21 protein-coding genes and 1 pseudogene are annotated in these 21,613 nt (G+C 67.9%); 19 read left to right on the top strand and 3 right to left on the bottom strand.

Annotation, left to right across the window (positions count from 1 at the left end; genetic code table 11):
* The first annotated feature begins 10 nt into the window (after window positions 1–10).
* The 12 genes and pseudogenes from nirB (at window position 11) to glp (ending at window position 12,927) form a co-directional block, all read left to right on the top strand.
* Complete coding sequence (gene nirB, locus ASD68_RS03870; protein WP_056603633.1) at window positions 11–2,494, top strand: nitrite reductase large subunit NirB; 2,484 nt, start codon at window positions 11–13, stop codon at window positions 2,492–2,494.
* Window positions 2,491–2,838 (top strand): nitrite reductase small subunit NirD, encoded by a 348-nt coding sequence (nirD, locus tag ASD68_RS03865; RefSeq protein WP_056603630.1) that lies wholly within the window; start codon window positions 2,491–2,493, stop codon window positions 2,836–2,838. The genes nirB and nirD overlap by 4 nt, the downstream gene beginning before the upstream one ends.
* A complete protein-coding gene (locus ASD68_RS03860; protein WP_056603627.1) occupies window positions 2,835–5,492 on the top strand; it encodes a nitrate reductase in 2,658 nt (885 codons plus the stop codon). The genes nirD and ASD68_RS03860 overlap by 4 nt, the downstream gene beginning before the upstream one ends.
* Window positions 5,489–6,337: a uroporphyrinogen-III synthase gene (locus ASD68_RS03855; RefSeq protein WP_056603624.1), complete on the top strand. Its 849-nt coding sequence runs from the start codon at window positions 5,489–5,491 to the stop codon at window positions 6,335–6,337. The genes ASD68_RS03860 and ASD68_RS03855 overlap by 4 nt, the downstream gene beginning before the upstream one ends.
* Window positions 6,337–7,653 (top strand): molybdopterin molybdotransferase MoeA, encoded by a 1,317-nt coding sequence (locus ASD68_RS03850; RefSeq protein ID WP_056603621.1) that lies wholly within the window; start codon window positions 6,337–6,339, stop codon window positions 7,651–7,653. The genes ASD68_RS03855 and ASD68_RS03850 overlap by 1 nt, the downstream gene beginning before the upstream one ends.
* 17 nt (window positions 7,654–7,670) lie before the next feature.
* Window positions 7,671–8,726 carry a GTP 3',8-cyclase MoaA gene (gene moaA / locus ASD68_RS03845; protein ID WP_056603618.1) on the top strand — a complete coding sequence of 352 codons (1,056 nt, stop codon included), beginning with the start codon at window positions 7,671–7,673 and terminating at the stop codon, window positions 8,724–8,726.
* A 33-nt stretch (window positions 8,727–8,759) separates the two neighbouring features.
* Window positions 8,760–9,260 carry a cyclic pyranopterin monophosphate synthase MoaC gene (gene moaC, locus ASD68_RS03840; protein WP_056603615.1) on the top strand — a complete coding sequence of 167 codons (501 nt, stop codon included), beginning with the start codon at window positions 8,760–8,762 and terminating at the stop codon, window positions 9,258–9,260.
* Window positions 9,257–9,850: an NTP transferase domain-containing protein gene (locus ASD68_RS03835; protein ID WP_056603611.1), complete on the top strand. Its 594-nt coding sequence runs from the start codon at window positions 9,257–9,259 to the stop codon at window positions 9,848–9,850. The genes moaC and ASD68_RS03835 overlap by 4 nt, the downstream gene beginning before the upstream one ends.
* The gene (locus ASD68_RS03830) at window positions 9,847–10,089 is read left to right on the top strand and encodes a MoaD/ThiS family protein (protein ID WP_056603608.1); all 243 of its coding nucleotides are present in this window, start codon (window positions 9,847–9,849) and stop codon (window positions 10,087–10,089) included. Before ASD68_RS03835 ends, ASD68_RS03830 begins: the two co-directional genes overlap by 4 nt.
* A pseudogene (locus ASD68_RS17455) lies at window positions 10,086–10,478 on the top strand (molybdenum cofactor biosynthesis protein MoaE); the annotation flags it as partial. The gene ASD68_RS03830 and the pseudogene ASD68_RS17455, both read left to right, overlap by 4 nt.
* The gene (locus ASD68_RS03825) at window positions 10,467–11,645 is read left to right on the top strand and encodes a HesA/MoeB/ThiF family protein (RefSeq protein WP_343123436.1); all 1,179 of its coding nucleotides are present in this window, start codon (window positions 10,467–10,469) and stop codon (window positions 11,643–11,645) included. The pseudogene ASD68_RS17455 and the gene ASD68_RS03825, both read left to right, overlap by 12 nt.
* Window positions 11,646–11,664: 19 nt before the next feature.
* On the top strand, window positions 11,665–12,927 hold the full coding sequence (glp, locus tag ASD68_RS03820; protein ID WP_056603602.1) for a gephyrin-like molybdotransferase Glp: 1,263 nt from the start codon (window positions 11,665–11,667) through the stop codon (window positions 12,925–12,927).
* Here glp and ASD68_RS03815 read toward each other — a convergent pair.
* The 3 genes from ASD68_RS03815 to modA are packed head-to-tail and all read right to left on the bottom strand — an operon-like array spanning window position 12,917 to window position 15,008.
* Entirely contained in the window at window positions 12,917–13,609 is a 693-nt protein-coding gene (locus tag ASD68_RS03815) for an ATP-binding cassette domain-containing protein (protein WP_056603599.1), read from the bottom strand. The two genes, glp and ASD68_RS03815, sit on opposite strands and share 11 nt — an antisense overlap.
* Before the next feature lie 2 nt (window positions 13,610–13,611).
* The gene (gene modB / locus ASD68_RS03810; RefSeq protein WP_056603594.1) at window positions 13,612–14,289 is read right to left on the bottom strand and encodes a molybdate ABC transporter permease subunit; all 678 of its coding nucleotides are present in this window, start codon (window positions 14,287–14,289) and stop codon (window positions 13,612–13,614) included.
* Window positions 14,289–15,008: a molybdate ABC transporter substrate-binding protein gene (gene modA, locus ASD68_RS03805; RefSeq protein WP_200945346.1), complete on the bottom strand. Its 720-nt coding sequence runs from the start codon at window positions 15,006–15,008 to the stop codon at window positions 14,289–14,291. Before modA ends, modB begins: the two co-directional genes overlap by 1 nt.
* Window positions 15,009–15,258: 250 nt before the next feature.
* On the opposite strand from modA, the gene ASD68_RS03800 reads away from it, so the two are divergent.
* The 7 genes from ASD68_RS03800 (at window position 15,259) to ASD68_RS03770 (ending at window position 21,591) form a co-directional block, all read left to right on the top strand.
* The gene (locus ASD68_RS03800; RefSeq protein ID WP_056605128.1) at window positions 15,259–16,506 is read left to right on the top strand and encodes an alginate export family protein; all 1,248 of its coding nucleotides are present in this window, start codon (window positions 15,259–15,261) and stop codon (window positions 16,504–16,506) included.
* 44 nt (window positions 16,507–16,550) lie between these two features.
* The gene (locus ASD68_RS03795) at window positions 16,551–16,838 is read left to right on the top strand and encodes a DUF2249 domain-containing protein (protein ID WP_056603589.1); all 288 of its coding nucleotides are present in this window, start codon (window positions 16,551–16,553) and stop codon (window positions 16,836–16,838) included.
* Entirely contained in the window at window positions 16,819–18,078 is a 1,260-nt protein-coding gene (locus ASD68_RS03790) for a hypothetical protein (RefSeq protein ID WP_056603586.1), read from the top strand. Before ASD68_RS03795 ends, ASD68_RS03790 begins: the two co-directional genes overlap by 20 nt.
* Window positions 18,075–18,473, top strand: a complete 399-nt coding sequence (locus ASD68_RS03785; RefSeq protein ID WP_056603583.1) for a putative zinc-binding protein — start codon at window positions 18,075–18,077, stop codon at window positions 18,471–18,473. Before ASD68_RS03790 ends, ASD68_RS03785 begins: the two co-directional genes overlap by 4 nt.
* Before the next feature lie 80 nt (window positions 18,474–18,553).
* On the top strand, window positions 18,554–19,090 hold the full coding sequence (locus tag ASD68_RS03780) for an SCP2 sterol-binding domain-containing protein (RefSeq protein WP_235578623.1): 537 nt from the start codon (window positions 18,554–18,556) through the stop codon (window positions 19,088–19,090).
* 30 nt (window positions 19,091–19,120) lie between these two features.
* The gene (gene nadA / locus ASD68_RS03775; RefSeq protein ID WP_056603580.1) at window positions 19,121–20,146 is read left to right on the top strand and encodes a quinolinate synthase NadA; all 1,026 of its coding nucleotides are present in this window, start codon (window positions 19,121–19,123) and stop codon (window positions 20,144–20,146) included.
* A complete protein-coding gene (locus ASD68_RS03770; protein WP_056603577.1) occupies window positions 20,143–21,591 on the top strand; it encodes an FAD-binding protein in 1,449 nt (482 codons plus the stop codon). The genes nadA and ASD68_RS03770 overlap by 4 nt, the downstream gene beginning before the upstream one ends.
* The last annotated feature ends 22 nt before the right edge of the window (window positions 21,592–21,613 follow it).

The raw sequence follows: 21,613 nt of genomic DNA, 5'->3' as shown, positions 1-21,613 counted from the left end.
GAGCGACTCCATGTACATCAACGACGATCTCGCCCGCATTCCACCCATCGCGCAACTGGTGGTGATCGGCAATGGCATGGCCGCCATGCGCACGGTGGAGGAACTGCTCAAGCACGAAGGCGGCAAGCGCTATCGCATCACCGTCTTCGGCGCCGAGCCCCACGTCAATTACAACCGCATCATGCTGTCCAGCGTGCTGGCCGGCGACAAGCAACTCGACGAGATCGTCATCAACCCGCGCGAGTGGTACGAGGAAAACGGCATCCGCCTGATCACCGGCGACGAGGTCACCGCCATCGATCGGGATGCGCGCACGGTGACTTCGGCGAATGGCATCTGCGTGCCTTACGACCGCCTGCTGATCGCGACCGGCTCCAAGCCATTGGCGCCGCGCATTCCGGGGCTGGAGCTGCCTGGCGTGTGTGCGTTCCGCGATATTGCCGACGTCGACAAGATGCTGACGGCCGCGCGCACCCACAGGCACGCGGTGGTCATCGGTGGCGGGTTGCTGGGGCTGGAGGCGGCGTGGGGCTTGCGCCAGCGCGGCATGTCGGTGGCCCTGGTACATCTGATGCCGACCTTGATGGAGCGCCAACTCGATGCCGCCGCCGGCCAGTTGCTGCAGCGTGATCTCGATCGTCGGGGCATCGCCTTCTTCACCGAGGGCCAGACCAAGGAGATCACCGGTGTCGATCACGCCGAAAGCGTTCTGCTGGAAGACGGGCGCGAGATTCCCGCCGACCTGGTGGTGCTGGCGATCGGCATTCGTCCGCGCATCGAGCTGGCCGTTGCCGCCGGGCTGGAGATCAACCGCGGCATCGTGGTGGGCGATGACATGCGCACCAGCGACCCGCTCATTTTTGCGGTGGGCGAGTGCGTCGAGCATCGGGGACAGGTGTTCGGCCTGGTGGCGCCCATCTGGGATCAGGCCAAGGTGTGCGGTGCGCGGCTGGCAGGCGACCAGGCGGCCATCTTCGCCAGCAAGGCCTTGTCGACCAGCCTCAAGATCACCGGCGTGGAAGTGTTTTCCGCCGGCGCGCTGATGGCGGCGGACGAGTCCGATGAAGAGATCATGCTGCGCGACGAGTCCAGCGGCGTCTACAAGAAGATCGTGTTGCGCGATGGACGCCTGGTCGGCGTGGTGCTGTACGGGCACGTCGTCGATGGCCAGTGGTACCTGAAACTGATGCGCGACAAGGACGACGTTTCCGCCTTGCGCGAACGACTAGTGTTCGGCAAGGCCTTCGCCGAGGCGGAAAGCGGCGGCGCGCAAGCGGTCGATTACGAGGCCATGCCCGACGACACCCAGATCTGCGGCTGCAACGGCGTGTGCAAGGGCGACATCGTCAAGGCGATCCGCACGCTCAAGCTGACCACGCTGTCCGAAGTGCGCGCGCACACCAAGGCCTCGGCCTCCTGCGGGCAGTGCACCGGCCAGGTCGAGGAGATCCTGGCGTACGCCGCCGGCGTGGATGCCAAGGCAACGAAGAAGACCGTATGCGACTGCACCGAGGCGGATCACGACGAGGTGCGCGCCGCCATCCGTACGCAGCAGCTCAAGAGCATGGATGCAGTGCGTACGGCACTGGCGTGGAAGAAACCCGAGGGCTGCCACAAGTGTCGCCCCGCGTTGAACTACTACCTGCTGTGCGAATGGCCGGGCGAATACCAGGACGACGCCAGCTCGCGCTTCGTCAACGAGCGCCTGCACGCGAATATCCAGAAGGACGGCACCTACAGCGTGGTGCCGCGCATGTGGGGCGGCCTGACCACGCCGGCCGAGCTGCACGCGATCGCCGACGTGGCGGAAAAATTCAACATCCCCACGGTCAAGGTCACCGGCGGCCAGCGCATCGACCTGCTGGGCGTGAAGAAGGAAGACCTGCCTGCCGTGTGGAGCGACCTGGGCCAGGCCGGGCTGGTCTCCGGCCATGCCTACGCCAAGGGACTGCGCACGGTGAAGACCTGCGTCGGCAAGGAATGGTGCCGCTTCGGCACGCAGGATTCGACAGGGCTGGGCGTGAAGCTGGAGAAGATGTGCTGGGGCTCATGGACGCCGCACAAGGTGAAGTTCGCCGTCTCCGGCTGCCCGCGCAACTGCGCCGAAGCCAGCATCAAGGACCTGGGCGTGATCTGCATCGACGCGGGCTACGACCTGCTGGTCGGCGGCAACGGCGGCGTCGACGTGCGCGTCACCGACCTGCTGGTGCGCGTATCCACCGAGGAGGAGGTGCTGCAATACGCCGGCGCCTTCATGCAGCTGTATCGCGAGGAGGCGCATTACATGGAACGCAGCGCGCCATGGATCGCCCGCGTCGGCATCGACTACGTCAAGCGGCGCCTGGTGGAGGACGCCGAAGGACGCGAGCAGTTGTGCCAGCGCTTCCTGTATTCGCAAACCTTCGCCCGCGTCGACCCCTGGCACGAACGCGCCAGCGGCGTGGCGGCCGAAGCCTTTCAACCCCTGCCGGAACTCGCGGGAGCCTTGGCATGAGCGCACACGACTGGAAAAACATCGGCCCGCTGGAAAGCATCCCGCGCAGCGGCAGCCGCCGCCTGTGCCTGCGCCAGGCCGGCCGGCCGATCGCGGTGTTCCGCACCCGCGACGACGAGGTGTTCGCCCTCATCGACGAATGCCCGCACAAGCGCGGGCCGCTGTCCGAGGGCATCGTCTCGGGCAAGACCGTCACCTGTCCCTTGCACAACTGGGGCATCGCGCTGGACTCCGGCGAAGCCGTGGCGCCGGACGAGGGCAGGGCAAGGTCGATACCGCTACGCGTGGTGGACGGCAACATCCACGTCTACCTGCCCGAGCCGGCGGTTGAGGCCATCGCGTGAGCACCATCCGCTCCACCTGTCCTTATTGCGGCGTGGGCTGCGGCGTGACGGTGGAGGGCGGCGTGCCGCGCGGCGATCGCGAGCACCCGTCCAATTTCGGGCGGCTGTGCTCCAAGGGCGCGGCGCTGAAAGATGCGTTGAACCTGCCGGACCGGCTGCAGCAACCCACCATCGGCGGACGCATTGCCGGTTGGGACGAGGCGCTGGATCGCATCGCCGCCGAGTTCACCCGCATCCGCGACACGCACGGTCCCGATGCGATCGGCTTCTACGTCTCCGGCCAGTTCCTCACCGAGGACTATTACGTCGCCAACAAGCTGATGAAGGGTTTCATCGGCGCGGGCAATATCGACACCAATTCGCGGCTGTGCATGTCATCCACCGTGGCCGGCCACGTGCGTGCGTTCGGCGAAGACGTGGTGCCCGGTTGCTACGAGGACCTGGAGGAAGCCGACCTGGTGGTGCTGGTGGGAAGCAACATGGCGTGGTGCCATCCCGTGCTGTACCAGCGCCTGATGGCCGCGCGCGAGAAGCGCGGCACGCAGTTGATCAACGTCGACCCGCGCCGCACCGCCACCGCCGACATGGCCGACCTGCATCTGCCGCTGGCCCCCGGCGGCGACGTGATGCTGTTCAACGGCTTGCTGGTGCATCTGGTGGATGCGGGGAAGGTCGATCGCGACTGGGTGAGCGAGCATGTAGCCGGTTTCGACGAGGCCGTCACCGCTGCCCGCGCCACAGCCGGCTCGGTGGAGCTGGTGGCCGCGGCCACCGATCTCGACCCTACCGACGTGCTGCGTTTCTACGACAGCTTTGCGCGCACCGAGCGCGTGATGACGCTTTACTCGCAAGGCGTGAACCAGTCCGCCAATGGCGCCGACAAGGTCAACGCCATCCTCAACTGCCACCTGGCCACGGCACGCATCGGTCGCGCCGGCATGGGACCGTTTTCGCTCACCGGGCAACCCAACGCCATGGGCGGTCGCGAGGTTGGCGGGCTGGCAAACCAGCTGGCCGCGCACATGGGTTTCGAGCCGGAAAGCGTGGATCGGGTCGGCCGTTTCTGGAACGCGCCGCAAGTGGCGCGCATGCCCGGCTACAAGGCGGTGGACCTGTTCGAGGCCGCGGCGGATGGTCGGCTGAAGGCGATCTGGATCGCTGCCACCAACCCGGCCAACAGCATGCCGCGCGCGGATCTCGTGCGCGATGCCTTGCGCGCCTGTCCGCTGGTGATCGTCTCCGACGCCTGGCCCACCGACACCACGGCGCTGGCCGATATCGTGCTGCCCGCCGCCGGCTGGGCCGAGAAGGACGGCACCGTGACCAACTCGGAACGCCGCATCTCGCGCCAGCGCCGCTTTCGCGCGGCGCCCGGTGAGGCGCGCCCGGACTGGTGGATGTTTGCCGAGGTCGGCAAGCGCATGGGTTGGCGCGAGGCGTTTGCGTTCGAGACGCCGGCGGCGATCTTTCGCGAGCATGCCGCGCTCACCGCGTTCGAGAACAACGGCCAACGCCGGCTCGACCTGGGTGCGCTGGCCACGCTGGACGACGACGCCTACGAGGCGCTCGACCCCGTGCAGTGGCCGTGTCCCGCATCAGGGCAGGGCGCCAGCCACGCGCGTCTGTTCGCACGCGGCCGCTTTTCCACCGCCGACGGACGCGCGCGCATGCTGCCGCTGGCGATCCGCGCCGACGCGAAACTGGCCGGCTTTCCGCTGATCCTCAACACCGGTCGCGTGCGCGACCAGTGGCACACCATGACCCGCACCGGGCGCATCCCCCACCTGATGACGCACAGCCCCGGCCCGCGACTCGCACTGCATCCGCGCGACGCGATGCTGCGTGGCATCGTCGACGGTGGCCTGGCGCGGGTCACCAGTGTGCAAGGGCAGACCAGCCTGCGGGTGGAAATCGATCCGGGCCTGCGCCAGGGCCAGGTATTCGCGCCGATGCACTGGACCGACCAGTTCGCCTCCAGCGGTCCCACCGACCGGCTGGTGCATGCGCTGACCGATCCGGTATCGGGCCAGCCGGATCTCAAGGGCACGCCGGTGCAGGTCAGCGCATTGAGCGAAACCTGGCGTGGCGTGCTGCTGCGACGTCGCGACGGGCAGCTGTCGCTGGGTGACGACGGGCTGTGGAGCAAGGCGCCGATCGCCATGGGTTTCCGCTACGAGCTGTCCGGCCTCACCGCATTGCAGGCGCTGATCGATTCCGAACAGACGCTTCGCCACCTGCTGCAGATCGATGTCGCGGCCGAGCTGATCTCCTACGCCGACCCCAAGAAATCCGTCTTCCGCTACGCCGGCCTGGTCGATGGAAAGCTCGACGCCTGCGTGTTCTTCGCCGCGCCGCAAGCCACGTTTCCCGAAGCCGAAGCCGCCAGCGCCTTGCTCGGCCGGCCGCTAGATGCATTGAAGCGGCTGGGCCTGCTTGCCGGCCTGGAAGCGGGGCCGCAAACATCAGGCAACATCGTCTGCTCGTGCATGTCGGTCAGCGAGACCAGCATCCGCAAGGCCATCCGCGATCATGGCTTGACCAGCACGGCCGAGATCGGCGCGCTGCTGGGCGCCGGCACCAACTGCGGTTCGTGCCTGCCCGAGCTGAAGAAAATGCTGGCGTTGAACGTCATCGAGACCGGAGTGCAGGCATGATCAGCGGACCGCTCGACCAGTTGCGCATCCTCGTGCCGGAAAGCCGCGAGCTGGATCTGTTCGCCGGCATGCTGGAGAAAAAGGGCGCCACCACGCGCCGCTGTCCGCTGGTGCAGATCCTCGATCTCGAGGACAGCACCGAGGCCGAGGCGTGGATCGGGCAACTGCTGGCCGGGGACTTTCGCGACGTGATCTGGATGACCGGCGACGGTATTCACCACCTGGTCGGCATCGCCGAGAAAATCGGCCGGCGCGATGCGGTGATCGCCGCGCTCAAGCGCAGCCGCGCCATCACCCGCGGTCCCAAGCCCACCCGCGCCCTGCGCGAACTGGGTCTGCCCGCACCGTGGCTGCCGGCACCGGAACCCACCTCGCAAGGCGTGTTGCAGGCGTTTGCCGCCGAGGATCTGACCGGCCGTCGGCTCGGCCTGCAACTGTATCCGGGTGATGGAGGCCTGCCGCTGCTCGACGGCTTGCGCGCGCGCGGCGCCATCGTGTTCCCGGTGACGCCTTACCGTTACGCCTCCGACAGCGACACCACCGAGGTGCTGCAAGCCATCCAGGAACTGGTCGGCGGGCAACTGGACATGGTGGCGTTCACCAGCTCGGCCCAGCTCACCCGGCTGCTCGGCGTGGCCAGGGACGCTGGCCTGCGCGACACGCTGCTGCACGCGCTCACCCGCATGCCGATCGCCGCCATCGGCCCGGTGATCGAGACGACGCTGCGCGAGCTGGGTGTCCGCACCATCCTGCGCCCAGAGCGCAATTTCCACCTGAAACCGCTGGTCAACGTGATCGCTGCGGCATGGCAGGCGTCGCGCTTGCCGCACGGCGGTGCAGCTTGATGAAGAGCCTGCTGAGCGTTGCTGAAGCGGAGCAGCGCATCCACGCGCACATGCCGTCGTTCGGCACCGAGCGCGTGGCGCTGGATGCGGCGACGGGTCGGGTGTTGCGCCAGAGCGTGCAGGCCGAGCGCGACCAGCCGCCGTTCGACCGGGTGATGATGGATGGCATCGCGATCGCTACCGTTTTCTCCTCCCCCTGCTCCGCAGGGGGAGGCTGGGAGGGGGTAAGGCTTCTGCCTTTCAGATCAAAAGCAACCCCTCCCCAGCCCTCCCCTGCGGAGCAGGGGAGGGAGCAAAGCTCGATCACCCAGCAGCGCTTCCGGCGCGCCGGACTGGCGCTGGCGGGCATGGACGAGCAGGTGCTGGACGATCCCGCCGCCTGCATCGAAGTGACCACGGGCGCGATGCTTCCGCGCGGCTGCGACAGCGTGGTTCCCATCGAACAGACGCGGCGCGATGGCGAACGATTCGTGCTGAGCGATGGTTATGAACCCACAGCCGGCCAGTTCATCCATCCGCGCGGTGCCGACTGTGGCGAAGGCGAACTCCTGCTGCGATCGGGCACGCGCATCCGCTCGCCCGAGGTCGCCGTGCTGGCAGCCAACGGCGCGGCGCAGGTCGAGGTGGCAAAGCGGCCATCGGTGACGATCGTCGCTACCGGCGACGAATTGCGGGAGGTCGATCAGGCACTGGCGCCGGGGCAGATCCGTCGCTCCAACGACCGCGCCCTGGCCGCGGCGTTGGCGACGCGAGGCTTCGACGACGTGGAGCGCACCTGGCTGCCGGACGATCTGAACATCGCCACCCAGGTGCTTGCCGGTTTGCTGGCAACCCGACAGGTGCTGGTATTGAGCGGCGGCGTCTCGGTCGGCCAGCGCGACTTTGTGCCTGCCGCGCTGCACGCGCTTGGCGTGCAGGAAGTGCTGCACGGCATCGCCCAGCGGCCGGGCAAGCCGATGTGGTTTGGCATCGGGCCACAGGGGCAGGTGATCTTCGCGTTGCCGGGCAACCCGGTGTCGGCGCTGGTGTGTGCCGTGCGTTACCTGCTGCCGGCGCTGGAGCACGCCATCGGCCTGACCGCGGCTGCGCCGGTCAAGGTCGTGCTGGCGGACGCGGCCGCCACGCATCCGGCCCTGACCTGTTTCGTGCCGGTGGACGTGCAACACGACGACCACGGCCGGGCCATGGCGCGGCCGCAACCCAGCCCCACCTCGGGCGACTTTTCCTCGTTGCCGCAAACCCACGGCGTGGTCGAGCTGGCGCCCGCCGCTGGCGCCGCACCCGTCGGCACCGTTGCGGCTCTATACAGGTGGTGATCTGCACAGGTGGTGACATGAGCGTTCCACTCGCCCGCACCGATGTATTCCCCGCGTCGCCCGCGCTGAAAGATCAGCGTGGCCGGCCGCTGCACGACCTGCGCATATCGGTGATGGACCGCTGCAACTTTCGCTGTACCTATTGCATGCCTGAGTCGATCTATGGCGACCACTACACCTTCCTGGACAACCAGCAACGGTTGAGCTTCGACGAGATCGAGCGGCTGTGCCGCATCGCCGCGTCGCTCGGCGTCAGCAAGCTGCGGCTGACCGGCGGCGAACCGCTGCTGCGCCCGAAGTTGCACGAGCTGGTGGCACGCTTGCGCCAGATCGACGGCATCACCGACCTGGCGATGACCACCAACGGCGTGCTGCTGGGACGCCATGCCACGGCGCTGCGCGAGGCCGGGCTGGATCGGGTGACGGTGAGCCTGGATACGCTGGACCCGGCGTTGTTCCACCGCATGAGCGGTGGTCGTGGCGCACTGGACGAGGTGCTGGCAGGCATCGAAGCGGCGCAGGCGGCCCGCTTTCCCGGCGGGATCAAGTTGAACACCGTGGTGCAACGCGGCGTCAACGACCACACGGTGCTCGACCTGGTGCAGCGTTTCCGCGGCAGCGGCATCGTGCCGCGCCTGATCGAATACATGGACACCGGCAACCGCAACGACTGGCGCCGCGATGCGGTGGTGCCATCGGCCGAGCTGATCGCGGCCATCGATGCGCGCTGGCCGTTGGAGCCGCTGCCGCCCCGTTGCGAAGGCGAGGTGGCCACACGCTTCCGCTTCCGCGACGGGCAGGGCGAGATCGGCGTGATCTCCTCGATCAGCGAACCGTTTTGCGGCGATTGCTCGCGGGCGCGGTTGTCGTCCGAAGGCTCGCTCTACACCTGCCTGTTCGCGGCACAAGGCACCGACCTGCGCAGCCTGCTGCGCGACGGCAGCAACGACGAGGCCTTGCGCGAACGCCTGCGCCACACCTGGCTTCGCCGCAACGACCGTTACAGCGAGGAACGCAGGGAGCGCCGCCTGCGCGCCGTGCGCAAGATCGAAATGCATTACATCGGTGGCTGACTCCCTTCCACGAACTACTGTCCGAGAACGCCCATGACCGCAGCAGCGCAAACGCTTTCCCACGTCGATGACGCGAACCGGCCGGCGATGGTCGACGTCGGCGCCAAGGTGGTGACCCGGCGCACCGCGCAGGCGTTGGCGCGGGTGAAGTTTCCGCCCGAGGTCGCCGCGCAATTGCATCGCGCCGGGCATGTCACGGCCAAGGGCGCGGTGCTCACCGTGGCCAACATCGCGGGGGTGATGGGCGCCAAGGCCACCGCGCAGTTGATACCGCTTTGCCATCCGCTGGCGCTAGACCGCTGCCACATCGACATCACCATGCAGGGCGACGACGCACTGATCGCCTGCTCCGTGTCGTGCCAGGGGCGCACCGGCGTGGAGATGGAGGCGCTCACCGGCGCCAGCGTCGCCGCGCTCACCATCTACGACATGTGCAAGGCGCTGTCGCACGACATCGTGATCGCCGAGATCCGCCTGCTGGGCAAGACGGGCGGCAAGCGCGATGTCGACCACAGCGCGGGAACATCCGCATGAGCGCCGCGCCACTCCACGGCCTGTTGCTGTGCGGCGGTGCCAGCCGTCGCATGCGGCGCGACAAGGCGCAATTGAACTACAGCGGCGAGCCGCAACTGCTGCGCGCATGGCGGTTGCTGACGGCGTTCACCGAACGCGCCTTCGTTTCGGTGCGCGACAGCCAGCACGACGAGCCATTGCGCGCCAGCCTGCCGCAACTGATCGATACGTACGACGCGGTCGGCCCCGTGGCCGGCATCCTTTCGGCGCACGATGCCTTCCCGGAAGCCGCCTGGCTGGTGATCGCCTGCGACCTGCCATTGCTGGATGAAACCACGCTGCGCACGCTGATCGCTGCACGCGATCCGGCGAAGGAAGCCACCGCCTTCGCCAGCCGCTTCGACGGCCTGCCCGAGCCGCTGTGCACGCTATGGGAGCCACCGATCCACCAGCGGCTCAAACAGCGCTATGAGGCCGGCAGCTACTGCCCGCGCAAGGTGCTGATCCAGGCCGACATCCGCTTGCTGCCGCCGCCTGGCAACACACTGGACAACATCAACACGCCGCAGGAATTCGAACAGATGCAACGCCAGTTGGAGGTGCTTTCATGAGCCGGATCACCGTGCAGTACTACGCCCAGTTGCGCGAACAGGCGGGCGCCAGCATCGAACAGATCGATACCGCGGCGACCACGCTGCGCGACCTCTACGACGAACTGTGCGGCCGGCATGGCTTCACGCTGCCCACCGACGAGCTCAAGGTGGCGGTGAATGTCCGCTTCAGCGATTGGGGCAGGGCGATCGACGACGGCGACACCATCGTCTTCATTCCACCGGTGGCCGGCGGATGACGCGCTTCACGCTCGCCACCGAACCCGTCGACGTCGCCACCTTGCGTGACACGCTCAAGCATTCCGGCGCCGGCGGCTTCTGCTCGTTCGAGGGCTGGGTACGCAACAACAACGAAGGACGCGAGGTCAGCGGCCTTGCCTATGAGGCCTATGCCGAGCTGGCCATCAGCGAAGGCGAACGCGTGGTGGACGAGGCGGTGGCACGCTACGGCGTGCTGGCCGCCCACTGCGTGCACCGGGTGGGCGACCTTAGGATCGGCGACCTGGCGGTGTGGATCGGCGTGTCCGCCGCGCACCGCGACGAAGCGTTCCGGGCCTGCCGCTACATCATCGACGAGATCAAGCACCGGTTGCCGATCTGGAAGAAAGAGCACTACATCGAGGGCGACACCGCCTGGGTTGCCTGCACGCACGCGGCGCATATCGAAGCAGACGACCATCCAGACGGCCATTCGCACGAAAGCCACATACACGCGCCATCCACCTTCACGCCCGACTATTCGCGCCAGACCCGGCTGCGCGACGTCGGCGATACCGGCCAGGCGAAGCTCGCCGCGGCCCGCGTGCTGGTGATCGGTGCAGGTGGGCTGGGGTGCCCGGTCATCAGCTACCTCGCCGGTGCGGGCGTGGGCACGCTGGGGATCGTCGACGACGATGTGCTGGAGGCCAGCAACCTGCATCGCCAGGTGATGTACGACGCGCGCGATATCGGTCAACGCAAGGTGGGTCTCGCGGCGCGCCGGGTGGCGGCGCTCAATCCTGCGGTGAAAGTGCAGACCTTCGCCGAGCCCCTGCGTGCGGACACCATCGCGGACGTGTTCGCGCAGTTCGACCTGGTGGTCGAATGCACCGATGACCTGGGTAGTCGCTACCTGGCCAACGACGCCGCCGTGCTCACCGGCACGCCCTTGATCCTGGCCAGCGTCTACCAGTACGAGGGCCAGCTCCAGGTGGTCAGCGCGCTCCCCGGCCACGCCTGCCTGCGCTGCCTGTGGCCCGAGCCACCCTCACCAGCCCTGGCCGGGAGCTGCGCCGAGACCGGTGTACTGGGTCCGGTGCCCGGAGTGCTCGGCACCCTGCAGGCGATGGAGGCGCTGAAGCTGCTGCTTGGTCTGCCTGGCGCCGGCGATTCGTCACTGCAACTGGTCGACCTGCTCGAAGGCACCCGCCAACGCCTGCCGGTCGATGTGGCCAGCGGCTGTGTCCTGCATGGTGGCTGCACGGTCGTGGCACAACGGGCACTCGATGCCGCCATGGTGGATATCGATCGCCGTTTCGACGATCTGGCGGACGTGGTGGCCCGTGGCTTCGTGGTCGTCGACGTGCGCGATGCGGACGAAATCGATGCGTCACCGCTACCGGTCGCGTCGCTATGCATCCCCGCCAGCGAGATCGCCACGTGTCCGCTCGGTCCCTTCCACGGCGACGTGCTGCTGGTATGCGCCAGTGGCAAGCGCAGCCACCATGCCGCGCGGCAACTGCGCCAGCGTGGCGTCGAGGCGTACTCGCTGGTGGGCGGCCTGAACGCGCTGCGCTACAGCGCCGTATGCGCATGATTGGAACGTTTGGACGGCCATGATTTCCTACCGCGACGCCATCGAACGCCTGCTCGCGCCGCTGTCGGTCCTGCCATCGGAAACCTGCGCGCTCGCCAATGCCACCGGCCGCGTGCTTGCCGATACGGTAACCAGCCCGTCGGCCTTGCCGTCCTTCGATCACGCAGCCATGGACGGCTACGCGCTGAAGGCGGGCGCATGGTCACGCGGCGGTTCCGAGCATCACGTTCACGGCTCCCGGGCGGCGGGCGACGACGGCCACATCGCGGGAGCGGATGTCTGCGAAATCATGACCGGCGCCCGACTGCCGCAGGGATTCGACGCGGTGGTCGCGGTGGAGCGCACCGAGATGCTGCAGGCGCGGCCCGATGGCACGCCGCATCGCATCCGTTTGCTCGATGACATCGCGCACGGTCGGAACGTGCGCCGCATGGGCACGGACGTGCCGCGTGGTGCGAACGTGCTGGCCACGGGGACATGCATCGAGCCGGCACAGGTCATGTTGCTGGCGGCGCTGGGTGTCGCCCACGTCGCCGTGGTCCGTCGTCCGCGCGTGGCGATCATCTGCACTGGCAAGGAATTGCAGACCGGTCCGCCGGCACCGTTGCGCGATGGCCAGATCCACAACTCCAACGGCCCGTACCTGACGGCGGCACTCCAGCGCGCGGGCGCCGAGGTGGTGTCTTGCGAAACGGTCGACGACACGGTGCACCCGTACCTGGAAGCCTTGCAGCGCGCCGTCGAGGCGGGCGTCGACCTGGTGATCAGCACCGGCGCGGTATCCATGGGCCGATACGACTTCGTGCCTGCAGCACTGCGCCACTTTGGCGCGCAGGTGCTGTTCCACAAGGTCGCGATGCGTCCGGGCAAACCCCTGCTCGCTGCGCGCCTGCACACCGGCCCACTGGTGCTTGGCTTGCCGGGCACGCCGATGGCGGTGGCCGTCGGCGCCCGTTTCTTCGTGGCGCCCGTGCTGCGTGCGATGGGCGGGCAGGGCAGTGAGCCAACCCTTCGCGCCGTGCTGGCTTCGCCGCAGCACCCCAAACCCGGGTTGCGCCATTTCCTGCGCGCCACGCTGTGGCTGGACGATCGCGGCCAGCTGCAGGCACGCCCCGTCGAGCGACAGGAGCCGTTTCGCATCCAGCCTTTTGCAAACGCCGACGCCTGGATCGTGCTGGATGAGCAGGCCGGCGACTGCGCTGCCGGCATGCCGGTGGAGATCGCCAGTCTTGAGCTGGCGACACCGCTGTGCCTGAGCGCCGGACCAGACTTCAGCCCGTAACGTCTGCTGTTCGCGAGTCCGCGTGGATGCGCCCTTCGCGGATCTCCAGCACGTGTTCGCCCGGTGCCTCCACGTCGGATGGGTCGTGGGTAATCATCAGCATCTGCAGGCCCAGCCGCGATTGCAGCGCGAGCAGGTGCTCGCGCATGCGTGCGCGCAACGGTGGGTCCAACGCGGCGAAGGGTTCGTCCAGCAACAGCAATTGAGGGTCCGGCGCCAAGGCGCGCGCCAATGCCACGCGCTGCTGCTGTCCGCCGGAAATCTGCCAGGGGTAGCGATCGGTGAGGTCATCCAGCTCGAACGCCGCCAGCCAATGCCGCGCCGCGTCGGGCAAGGAACGACGCGACGGATTGCGCCAACCCGCGCCAAGGCCGAACGCCACGTTCTGGCCCACGGTGAGATGGGGAAACAGCGCGTAGTCCTGAAACAGGTAACCCACACGACGCGCGGGCGCGGGCAGGCAGATGTGTTGGTCGGTATCGAACCAGGTCTGGCCATGCACCGCGACGCGGCCTTGATCGGGCGTGATCAGTCCCGCGATGGCGCGCAGGGTGAGACTCTTGCCCGAGCCGGACGGTCCGTACAAAACGATGCGCGCATGCTCCGAGCGAAACCGCACGTCCAGCGAAAACGGTCGATGCGGGCCAGCCAGCGTGCGGCGAATGTCGACATCGATCACCATGCTCAAATCACCCGCTGCGGGGCATGTCCCCGGGTGAGTCGACCGGCCAGCAACAGCACCACGATGCAGGTGAGCGAGGCGACGACCACCAGGGTATTGGCGCCGGCTTCATCACCGGCTTCGATCGCCGAATAGATCGCCACCGACAACGTCTGCGTGCGCCCGGGCAGGTTGCCGGCGATCATCAAGGTGGCGCCGAACTCGCCCAGCGCACGCGCAAAAGCCAACAGGGCACCGGCCACGATCCCGCGCGACGCCAACGGCAGCGAGACCCGGAAGAACACCGCCAGTCGCGACAAACCCAACACCCGCGCCGCGCTTTCCAGCTGCGGATCGACGCTCTCGAACGCCGCCCTGGCAGCCTTGTGCACCAACGGAAACGCGGCCAGGGTGGAGGCGATCACCGCGCCCTGCCAGGTGAACACGGGGTTGATCCCCCAATGCTCCAGCCACGCGCCGAACGCGCCACGCCGGCCCAGCAGCACCAGCAGGTAGTAACCCAGCACGGTCGGCGGCAACACCAGCGGCAGGGTGAACATCGCATCCAGCAGAGGGCTCAGCCGCGATCGCCAGCGCGACAGGGCGAACGCGGTGGCCACGCCCAGCAACAGGTTCAGGCCGGTCGCCCACAGCGCCACTTTCAGCGACAGCAACAACGGCTGCCAGATATCCGGCGCCATCAGTGCGGTTTCAGGAAACCGTACTTCGCCAACAGGGCCTGCCCGTCAGCGGAAAGTACGAAGTGCTGGAACGATCGCGCTGCGGACGCATGCGCGGCCTGCGCCACGATCGCCATGGGATAGGTGATCGGCGTGGGCGAATCCAGCCGCAAGGCGATCCGCACCTGCTCGCGCGCCATCGCCGCATCGGTGGCATAGACGAAACCCGCATCCACTTCGCCACGGCGGACGTAGTCCAGGCATTGGCGCACGTTCTGTGCCAGTACCGCTCGCGACTCAAGCGCACCGGCAAGCCCCGCATCGTCGAGTACGCGTCGCGCGTAACGTCCCGCCGGTACCGAGGCGGGGTTGCCCCAGGCGACGCGCTTGAACATTGGCCCCAACAGATCTTTCAGCGCGTCGACGCGTGCATGACTGGAGGAGGGCACGATCAGCACCAGCTGGTTGGCCGCGAAATCGACGCGGCTGCCGGCGCTCAGTACACCCTGCGCCTGCGCGCGATCCATCGCCGTCTGGTCCGCCGAGGCGAACACGTCCACCGGCGCGCCCTGCACGATCTGGCGCATCAAGGTATCGGACGAGGCAAAGTTCAACACCACATGCGTTTCGGGGTGGACGACCTCGTAGGCGCGCGCCACCTCCTGGAAGGCGTTGGTGAGACTGGACGCCGCGGAAACCACCAGATCCGCCGCACAGGCGGTAGCGCTGATGCACGCCATCGGCAGCACGAAAAGCAGCGCGAGGCATCGACGCCTGGTTTGTTTCATGCGGCCATCCCGTTTGAATGTCGTTGAATATATATCCCCCGGAATGTGCGGTCATCCGCGCTCGCGATGGCATGCATGTCGCGGCGGCGGCGGTGTGGCGCGTTGTCACGCCGGCCGCTTTTTTCGTGCGGATTTGACGGCCGTCAAACGGCATCACCCGGACCGCGCAGAGACTGCTCCCCATCCACAAGGGAGCATGGTGATGACGGTGAAGCACAAGGTTCTTTCGGCAAGCTGCCTGCTGGCAGTGGGCATGCTGACGTTGCCCGCGCACGCAGCAACAACCGATGCAGCAGCGGCCCCACTGCAACTGGAATGGGATATGCGCGCCCGCCACGAGCAGGTCGACAACGACGCCTTCAGTCGTGACGCACGCGCCGATACGCTGCGCCTGCGGTTGGGCCTGCGCGCCAGTTTCGGCGATGGCTGGAGCGCACTGCTGGAAGGCGCCGGCGTGGCCAGCGCGGGCAACGACTACAACAGCGGTGCAAACGGACGCACGCGTTATCCCGGCATCACCGATCCTCGCGGCAGCGAGCTCAACCAGGCCTGGCTTGCCTGGCAGGGTGACACTTTCGGTGTGACCGCCGGGCGCCGCCGCCTGTTGCTGGACAACCAGCGCTGGGTGGGCAACAGCGGCTGGCGTCAGCACGAACAAACCTTCGACGGCATCGGCGTGCAATGGCAACCGGCCAGCGGCTGGACCCTGCGCTACGACTGGCTCGATCGCGTGCATCGCGTGGCCGGTCGCGACGCGTTGAACCCGCAGGCCCGCGAGCGCCGGCTCGACACCCATCTGCTCAACGCCAGTTACGTGCACGGCAGACAACAATGGACCGGCTACACCTACCTGCATGACGATCGCGATGTGGCCACTGCCTCCACCGTGACCTCGGGCCTGCGCTGGACCGGCAAGCCCGCCGCGACCGATGGCGGTTTCGGCTGGGCACTGGAGGCGGCGCAGCAACGCGATTACGCCAGCAACCCGCAATCGTTTGCCCATACGTACTGGCTGGCGGAGCCGTCGTGGACGCAGTACGGCGTCACCGCGAAGCTGGGCTGGGAGCATCTCGGTGGCAACGGTCACCACGCCTTGCAAACGCCGCCGGGGACGCTGCATGCGTTCAACGGCTGGGCCGACCAGTTCAACGTGACGCCGGCCGGCGGGCTGGATGATCGCTACGTCGCGTTCAACGGCAACCTCGGTCAGCACGGCGTTGCGGCGCGGCTCGGTTGGGTGGTGGGCTGGCATGACTATCGCGCCACGCATCGCACGGACGGCGACAGGCATTACGGCAGCGAGTGGAATGCGTCGCTGTCCGCGCCTTTGACAGACGGGCTCAGTGCGCTGGTGAAGGTGTCCGATTACCGTGCCGATGGCTTCGGTCGCGACGATGCGCGGCTTTGGTTGCAGCTGGAATGGCATGGGAGGCAACCCCTGCTGCGTTGACCCAGATCAGCGCGCGGCCGTGGCCATGCCGTTGCAATGACGGCATGGCTTTCTTCCCGAACCGATCCGCTGTCGCCCCGCCGGTTGCCGCGCCTGTCGACGAACTCGACCTGCGCGCGCTGCCCATGCCCGAACCGATGGAACGCGCGCTGGCCGCCGCCGACGCGCTGTCACCCGGCGGCGCGCTGAGCGTGCTCACCCCGTTCATGCCGCTGCCGTTGCTGGAGGTGTTGGCCGAACGCGGCCTGCACGCCGAGGCGGAGCTGCTGCCCGACCACGGCGCGCGCGTGTGGATTCGTCGCCCCGATCCGCATGGCCCGGCTGACGATTGAGCGGGCGCCTGCGCCCGCCTTGCCGCGACGCTTCCTGCTTTGCATGCCGTGGTGGGGCATGTTCGCGGGGCTGTTGCTGATTCTCGATGGCGACGCACTGCTGCGCTCGCGCTGGAACCCGGGCACGCTGGCGCTGGTGCATGTGTTCACGCTCGGCGTGCTGGGCAACGCGATGTTCGGCAGCGTGCTGCAGTTCCTGCCCGCAGCCGCCGACGTGCAAGTGCGCGGGCTGCGCTGGGGCAGGTGGCTGCACGGCTTGTTCAATCTCGGCAGCGTGTTGCTGGTGGTCGGCCTGCATCATCACTGGCGCTTTGCGCTGGGTGCTGCCGGCGTGTTGTTGCCCGCAAGTTTCCTGCTGCTGGCCGGCATGACCTTGCCCGGTTTGCTGACCGCGGCTGCACAACATTTGTTGCGGGCGGGTTTCGTCGTGGCCTTGCTTGGCGCGGTCTTTACGGCATTGCTGGGCGGCGGCCTCACGCTGGCGCTGGGCGGCTGGCTGACATGGCCGGCGTTGGCGCTGACCGACGTACATGCCAGTTGGGGTGTGCTGGGTTGGGTGGTGGTGCTGATCGCCACGGTATCGCGCGTGGTGATGCCGATGTTCCAGGGCACCGGCACGCTGCCTTCGGCCGTCCAGACGGCCTGGCTGGTCGGCGTGGTGATCGGCTTGCCGCTGGCGGCTGCATGGCGCCTGCAGCAGGGCGACGACGTTGGCCTGCGGCTGATGCTTGGTGTGTTCGGCGCGCTGTTGGCGGCGGCGCTGCTGTGGTTGCAATGGCGTGCGCCGCGACCGCGACGCGGCCCCTTGCTGCATGGCTGGCGCGCGGGACTGAGCGTACTGCTGGTGGCATCGCTGGCGCTGCTGCTTGGCGGCGGTCGCCTTGCCGCGGCGCTAGGCGTGGGTATCGCGTTGCCGCTGCTGGTGGCGTGCATGGCGATGGAGATCGTGGCGTTCATCGGCTGGATCGAGTTGCACCGCCACTGCGGCCGCGGCGTGCAGGTGCCCGGCGTGCAACGGCTGCTGCCGGACAGCGACAAGCACCGGGCGCTGCTGGCGCATGTGCCGTTGCTGCTGTTGCCGGCGGCGGTGCTGTGGCCGTCGCCATGGCTGGCACGGCTTGCCGGCGCGGCGGTCGTGCTGGCGTGGCTGGGCGTGTGGCTGGCGATGCGTGGCGTACACCGCCGTGCCCGCCGTTTCGTGTCGAGTCGAGAGGTGTCAACGATGGAGAACAATGCATGAGTACTTCAATGCCGCTGGTCTATTCCTGCTCGGGCTGTTCCAGCGCCGCGCAGATGGCCAACGATCTTGCGCTGAAACTGGATCGCGAAGGCGTTGCGGAAATGTCCTGCATCGCCGGCGTCGGTGGCGGCGTCACCGGGCTGGTGCGCACCGCGCAAAGCGGCCGCCGCATCCTGGCGCTGGATGGCTGCGTGCTGAAATGCGCCTCGGCCTGCCTGGCCAATGCCGGCGTGGTGGCCGATACGCATCTGGTGCTGTCCGACTATGGCGTCAAGAAGCGCAAGCACGCCGACTTCGATCCGGGGGAAGCGCAACACGTCTACGTCAACAACGTATTGCCGGCGGCGCATGCGTTGGCCGTGGCGGCGGGGCACATCGTCGACGCCACCGATTGACGCAGGGCGCGCATGCTTGCCGCGTTGTTGATGTGGGTCAAGGCAACACCCTGCGAATCGCGGCGATGATGCGCGCCATCATGCTCACTGCCAATTTTTTGCCACAGCCATCCAAACGCTTCGCGCCGCGACTGCTGCGCCTGCTGCCACCACCACGGCGTTTGCAGCCGGTGCTGCGCATCGTCGTGCCACAACGCTGGCAACGCGCATGGCTGGAGGCGGCCATGGCGCGCGTGCTGGCCACGCCGATACACGACGGTTCACTCGACTTCATGCGCGGGCGCAAACTCGCCATCGAAGTGACCGACCTGGGCCTGCGCTGGGTGCTGACCCTGCGTGGCGACTGCCTGGGCGTCGTCGATGAAGAGCCCGAGGCCAGCGTGCGCGGCAGTGCCACCGATCTGTTGCTTCTGGCCAGCCGACTGGAAGACGCCGACACGCTGTTCTTCCAGCGCGCATTGGTGCTTACCGGTGATACCGAACTGGGCCTCACCGCGCGCAATCTGCTCGAACGGCTGCCGTGGGAATCGGTGCCGCTGGGCTTGCGTATCGCGCTGAACCGGGGCGCGCGATTTGCCCGCAGCGCCCGCGCCGCCCATCGCGGCCAGGCTGTCTGACATCCACCGTTCCCCCTGTTGGCGAAACGCATGACCGTGACTGACATCTTGCCCGTGCCCGCCTGGCGCGATGACTTGCCACTCGAATACGCAGCATTGGTCGAACGCCTGGAACCCTTGCTGCCGTGTCTGGAAGTGCCGATGCACCTGCCGTGGATCGACGCGATCAACGCGCTGAAGCAGCAGCGCGGCGCGGTGATCATGGCGCACAGCTACCAGTCGCCGGAGATCTTCCACGGCGTGGCCGACATCACCGGCGACTCGCTGGGCCTGGCCCAGGCGGCGGCCGATTGCGATGCGGAGCTGATCGTGGTGTGCGGCGTGCACTTCATGGCCGAGAGCGCGAAGATCCTGGCGCCCGGCAAGACCGTGCTGATTCCGGATCTGGAAGCCGGCTGCTCGCTGGCCTCGTCAATCACCGCCGCCGATGTGCTGGCCTTGCGTGCGCAGCATCCGGGCGTGCCGGTGGTCAGCTACGCCAACACCTCCGCCGCGGTGAAGGCGGAGTCCGATGTCATCTGCACCTCGGCCAATGCGGTGCAGGTGGTGGAATCGCTGGGCGTGCCCAAGGTGATCTTCCTGCCCGACGAATTCCTGGGTCGTCATGTCGCCGGCCAGACCGACGTCGAGCTGGTGCTGTGGCATGGCCGCTGCGAGGTGCACGAGAAGTTCACCGCGCAGCAGGCGCGGCATGCGCGCGAGCAATTCGATGCGAAGCTGGTGGCGCACCCGGAGTGCCCGCCCCAGGTGCTGGCCGAGGCGGATTTCGTCGGCTCCACCACGGCGATGGGCAAGTGGCTGGAACGCGAGAAACCGGCGCGGGTGGCGATGATCACCGAGTGCTCCATGGCCGACAACCTGCGCGCGCAGTTTCCCACCACGCAGTTCATCAAGCCGTGCAACCTGTGCCCGCACATGCAGCGGATCACCCTGCAGAACATCTACGCCTGCCTGCGCGACCTGCAACACGCCATCGAGATTCCCGCCGATGTCAGCGCACGAGCGCGCGCCGCGCTGCAACGCATGCTGGCGGTGGGTCGGCGCGAAAGCGTGTGAAACATCCGCGCGCACCCATCGTGGTGATCGGCGGCGGCGTGGCCGGGCTGGCTACGGCGCTGGCGGCGGCGCCGGCGCCGGTGCGTCTGTTGTGCCGCGCCATCGACGGCACCGGCAGTGCCAGCGCGCTGGCCCAAGGCGGCATCGCGGCCGCGCTCGATCCGGCCGACAGCCCGCTGGCGCACACCGAGGACACGCTGGTAGCCGGCGCCCATCACAACAACGTGGCCATGGTCCGCTGGCTGTGCGCGCAGGCGCCCGAGGCGATCGCCTGGTTGCAGGCGCAAGGCGTGGCGTTCGACCGTGACGCGGGCGGTGCGCTGAAACTGGGCCGCGAGGGCGGTCACCGGGTGGCGCGCATCGTCCATGCCGGTGGCGATGCCAGCGGTGCGGTGCTGTTGCGGGCCTTGCTGGCCAAGGCGCAATGCGCCGCACATATCCAGTGGCGTGGTGGGCTCAATGCCGATGCCTTGCTGCTGCGCGACGACGCGGTGTGTGGCGTGCGCGCCATCGACGGGCAGGGGAGGCAGCACGTGATCGAGGCCTCGGCGGTGGTGCTGGCCACCGGTGGCATCGGTGCGCTGTTCGCATGCACCAGCAATCCATCCGGCGCCGATGGCAGCGGGTTGGCACTGGGCATGGCGGCCGGCGCGCGTACACGCGACCTGGAGTTCGTGCAGTTCCATCCCACCGCGCTGGACGTGCCCGGCGCACATTGCCTGCCGCTGATCACCGAAGCCCTGCGCGGCGCCGGCGCGCGCCTGCGCGATGCCGGCGGCCGCTTGCTGATGGAAGGCCTGCATCCGCTGGGCGACCTTGCCCCGCGCGACGTGGTGGCGCGGCGCGTGTGGCAGGCCCGGCACGACGACGGCCGCGCATGGCTCGATGCCAGTGCGATCACGGGCGAGTGGGAGAGCGCTTTCCCCACCGTGCTGGCGGCTTGCCTGAGACACGGCATCGACCCGCGTCGACAACCGATTCCGGTGACGTCTGCCGCCCACTTCCACATGGGTGGCCTGGTGGTGGATGGCGATGGCCGCACCAGTGTCCCCGGCTTGTACGCGGCGGGTGAGGTGGCCTGCAACGGCGTGCACGGCGCCAACCGCCTGGCGAGCAACTCGCTGCTGGAAGGGATCCTCTGCGGCCGCCGTCTCGGTGCCGTGCTGGCGGCAACGCCGGCGGTCGTCGGACGCGGGGAACACCGCTGGGCGGAACGCGGCAGCGCGCTGGCGGCAACCGATCTGTCCCGTCTGCGCGACCTGTTGTGGCAAGCCGCCGGGCCGGTGCGTCGAACCGAGTCGCTGCGCCATTACCTGTTGCAGCTGATGGCATGGCAAGGACAGGGCTGGCAGGCACGGCTGGCGCAATCGCTGCTGGACGCGGCCCTGCAACGCCATGAAAGCCTCGGCGCCCACTACATCGCAGCACCCGAAATGGACGTCTGAACGTCCAGTCGTTGACCTTTCA

This window comes from Rhodanobacter sp. Root627, assembly GCF_001427835.1.
Taxonomy (GTDB): domain Bacteria; phylum Pseudomonadota; class Gammaproteobacteria; order Xanthomonadales; family Rhodanobacteraceae; genus Rhodanobacter; species Rhodanobacter ginsenosidimutans.
This window is presented reverse-complemented; position numbering and strand designations above follow the sequence as displayed.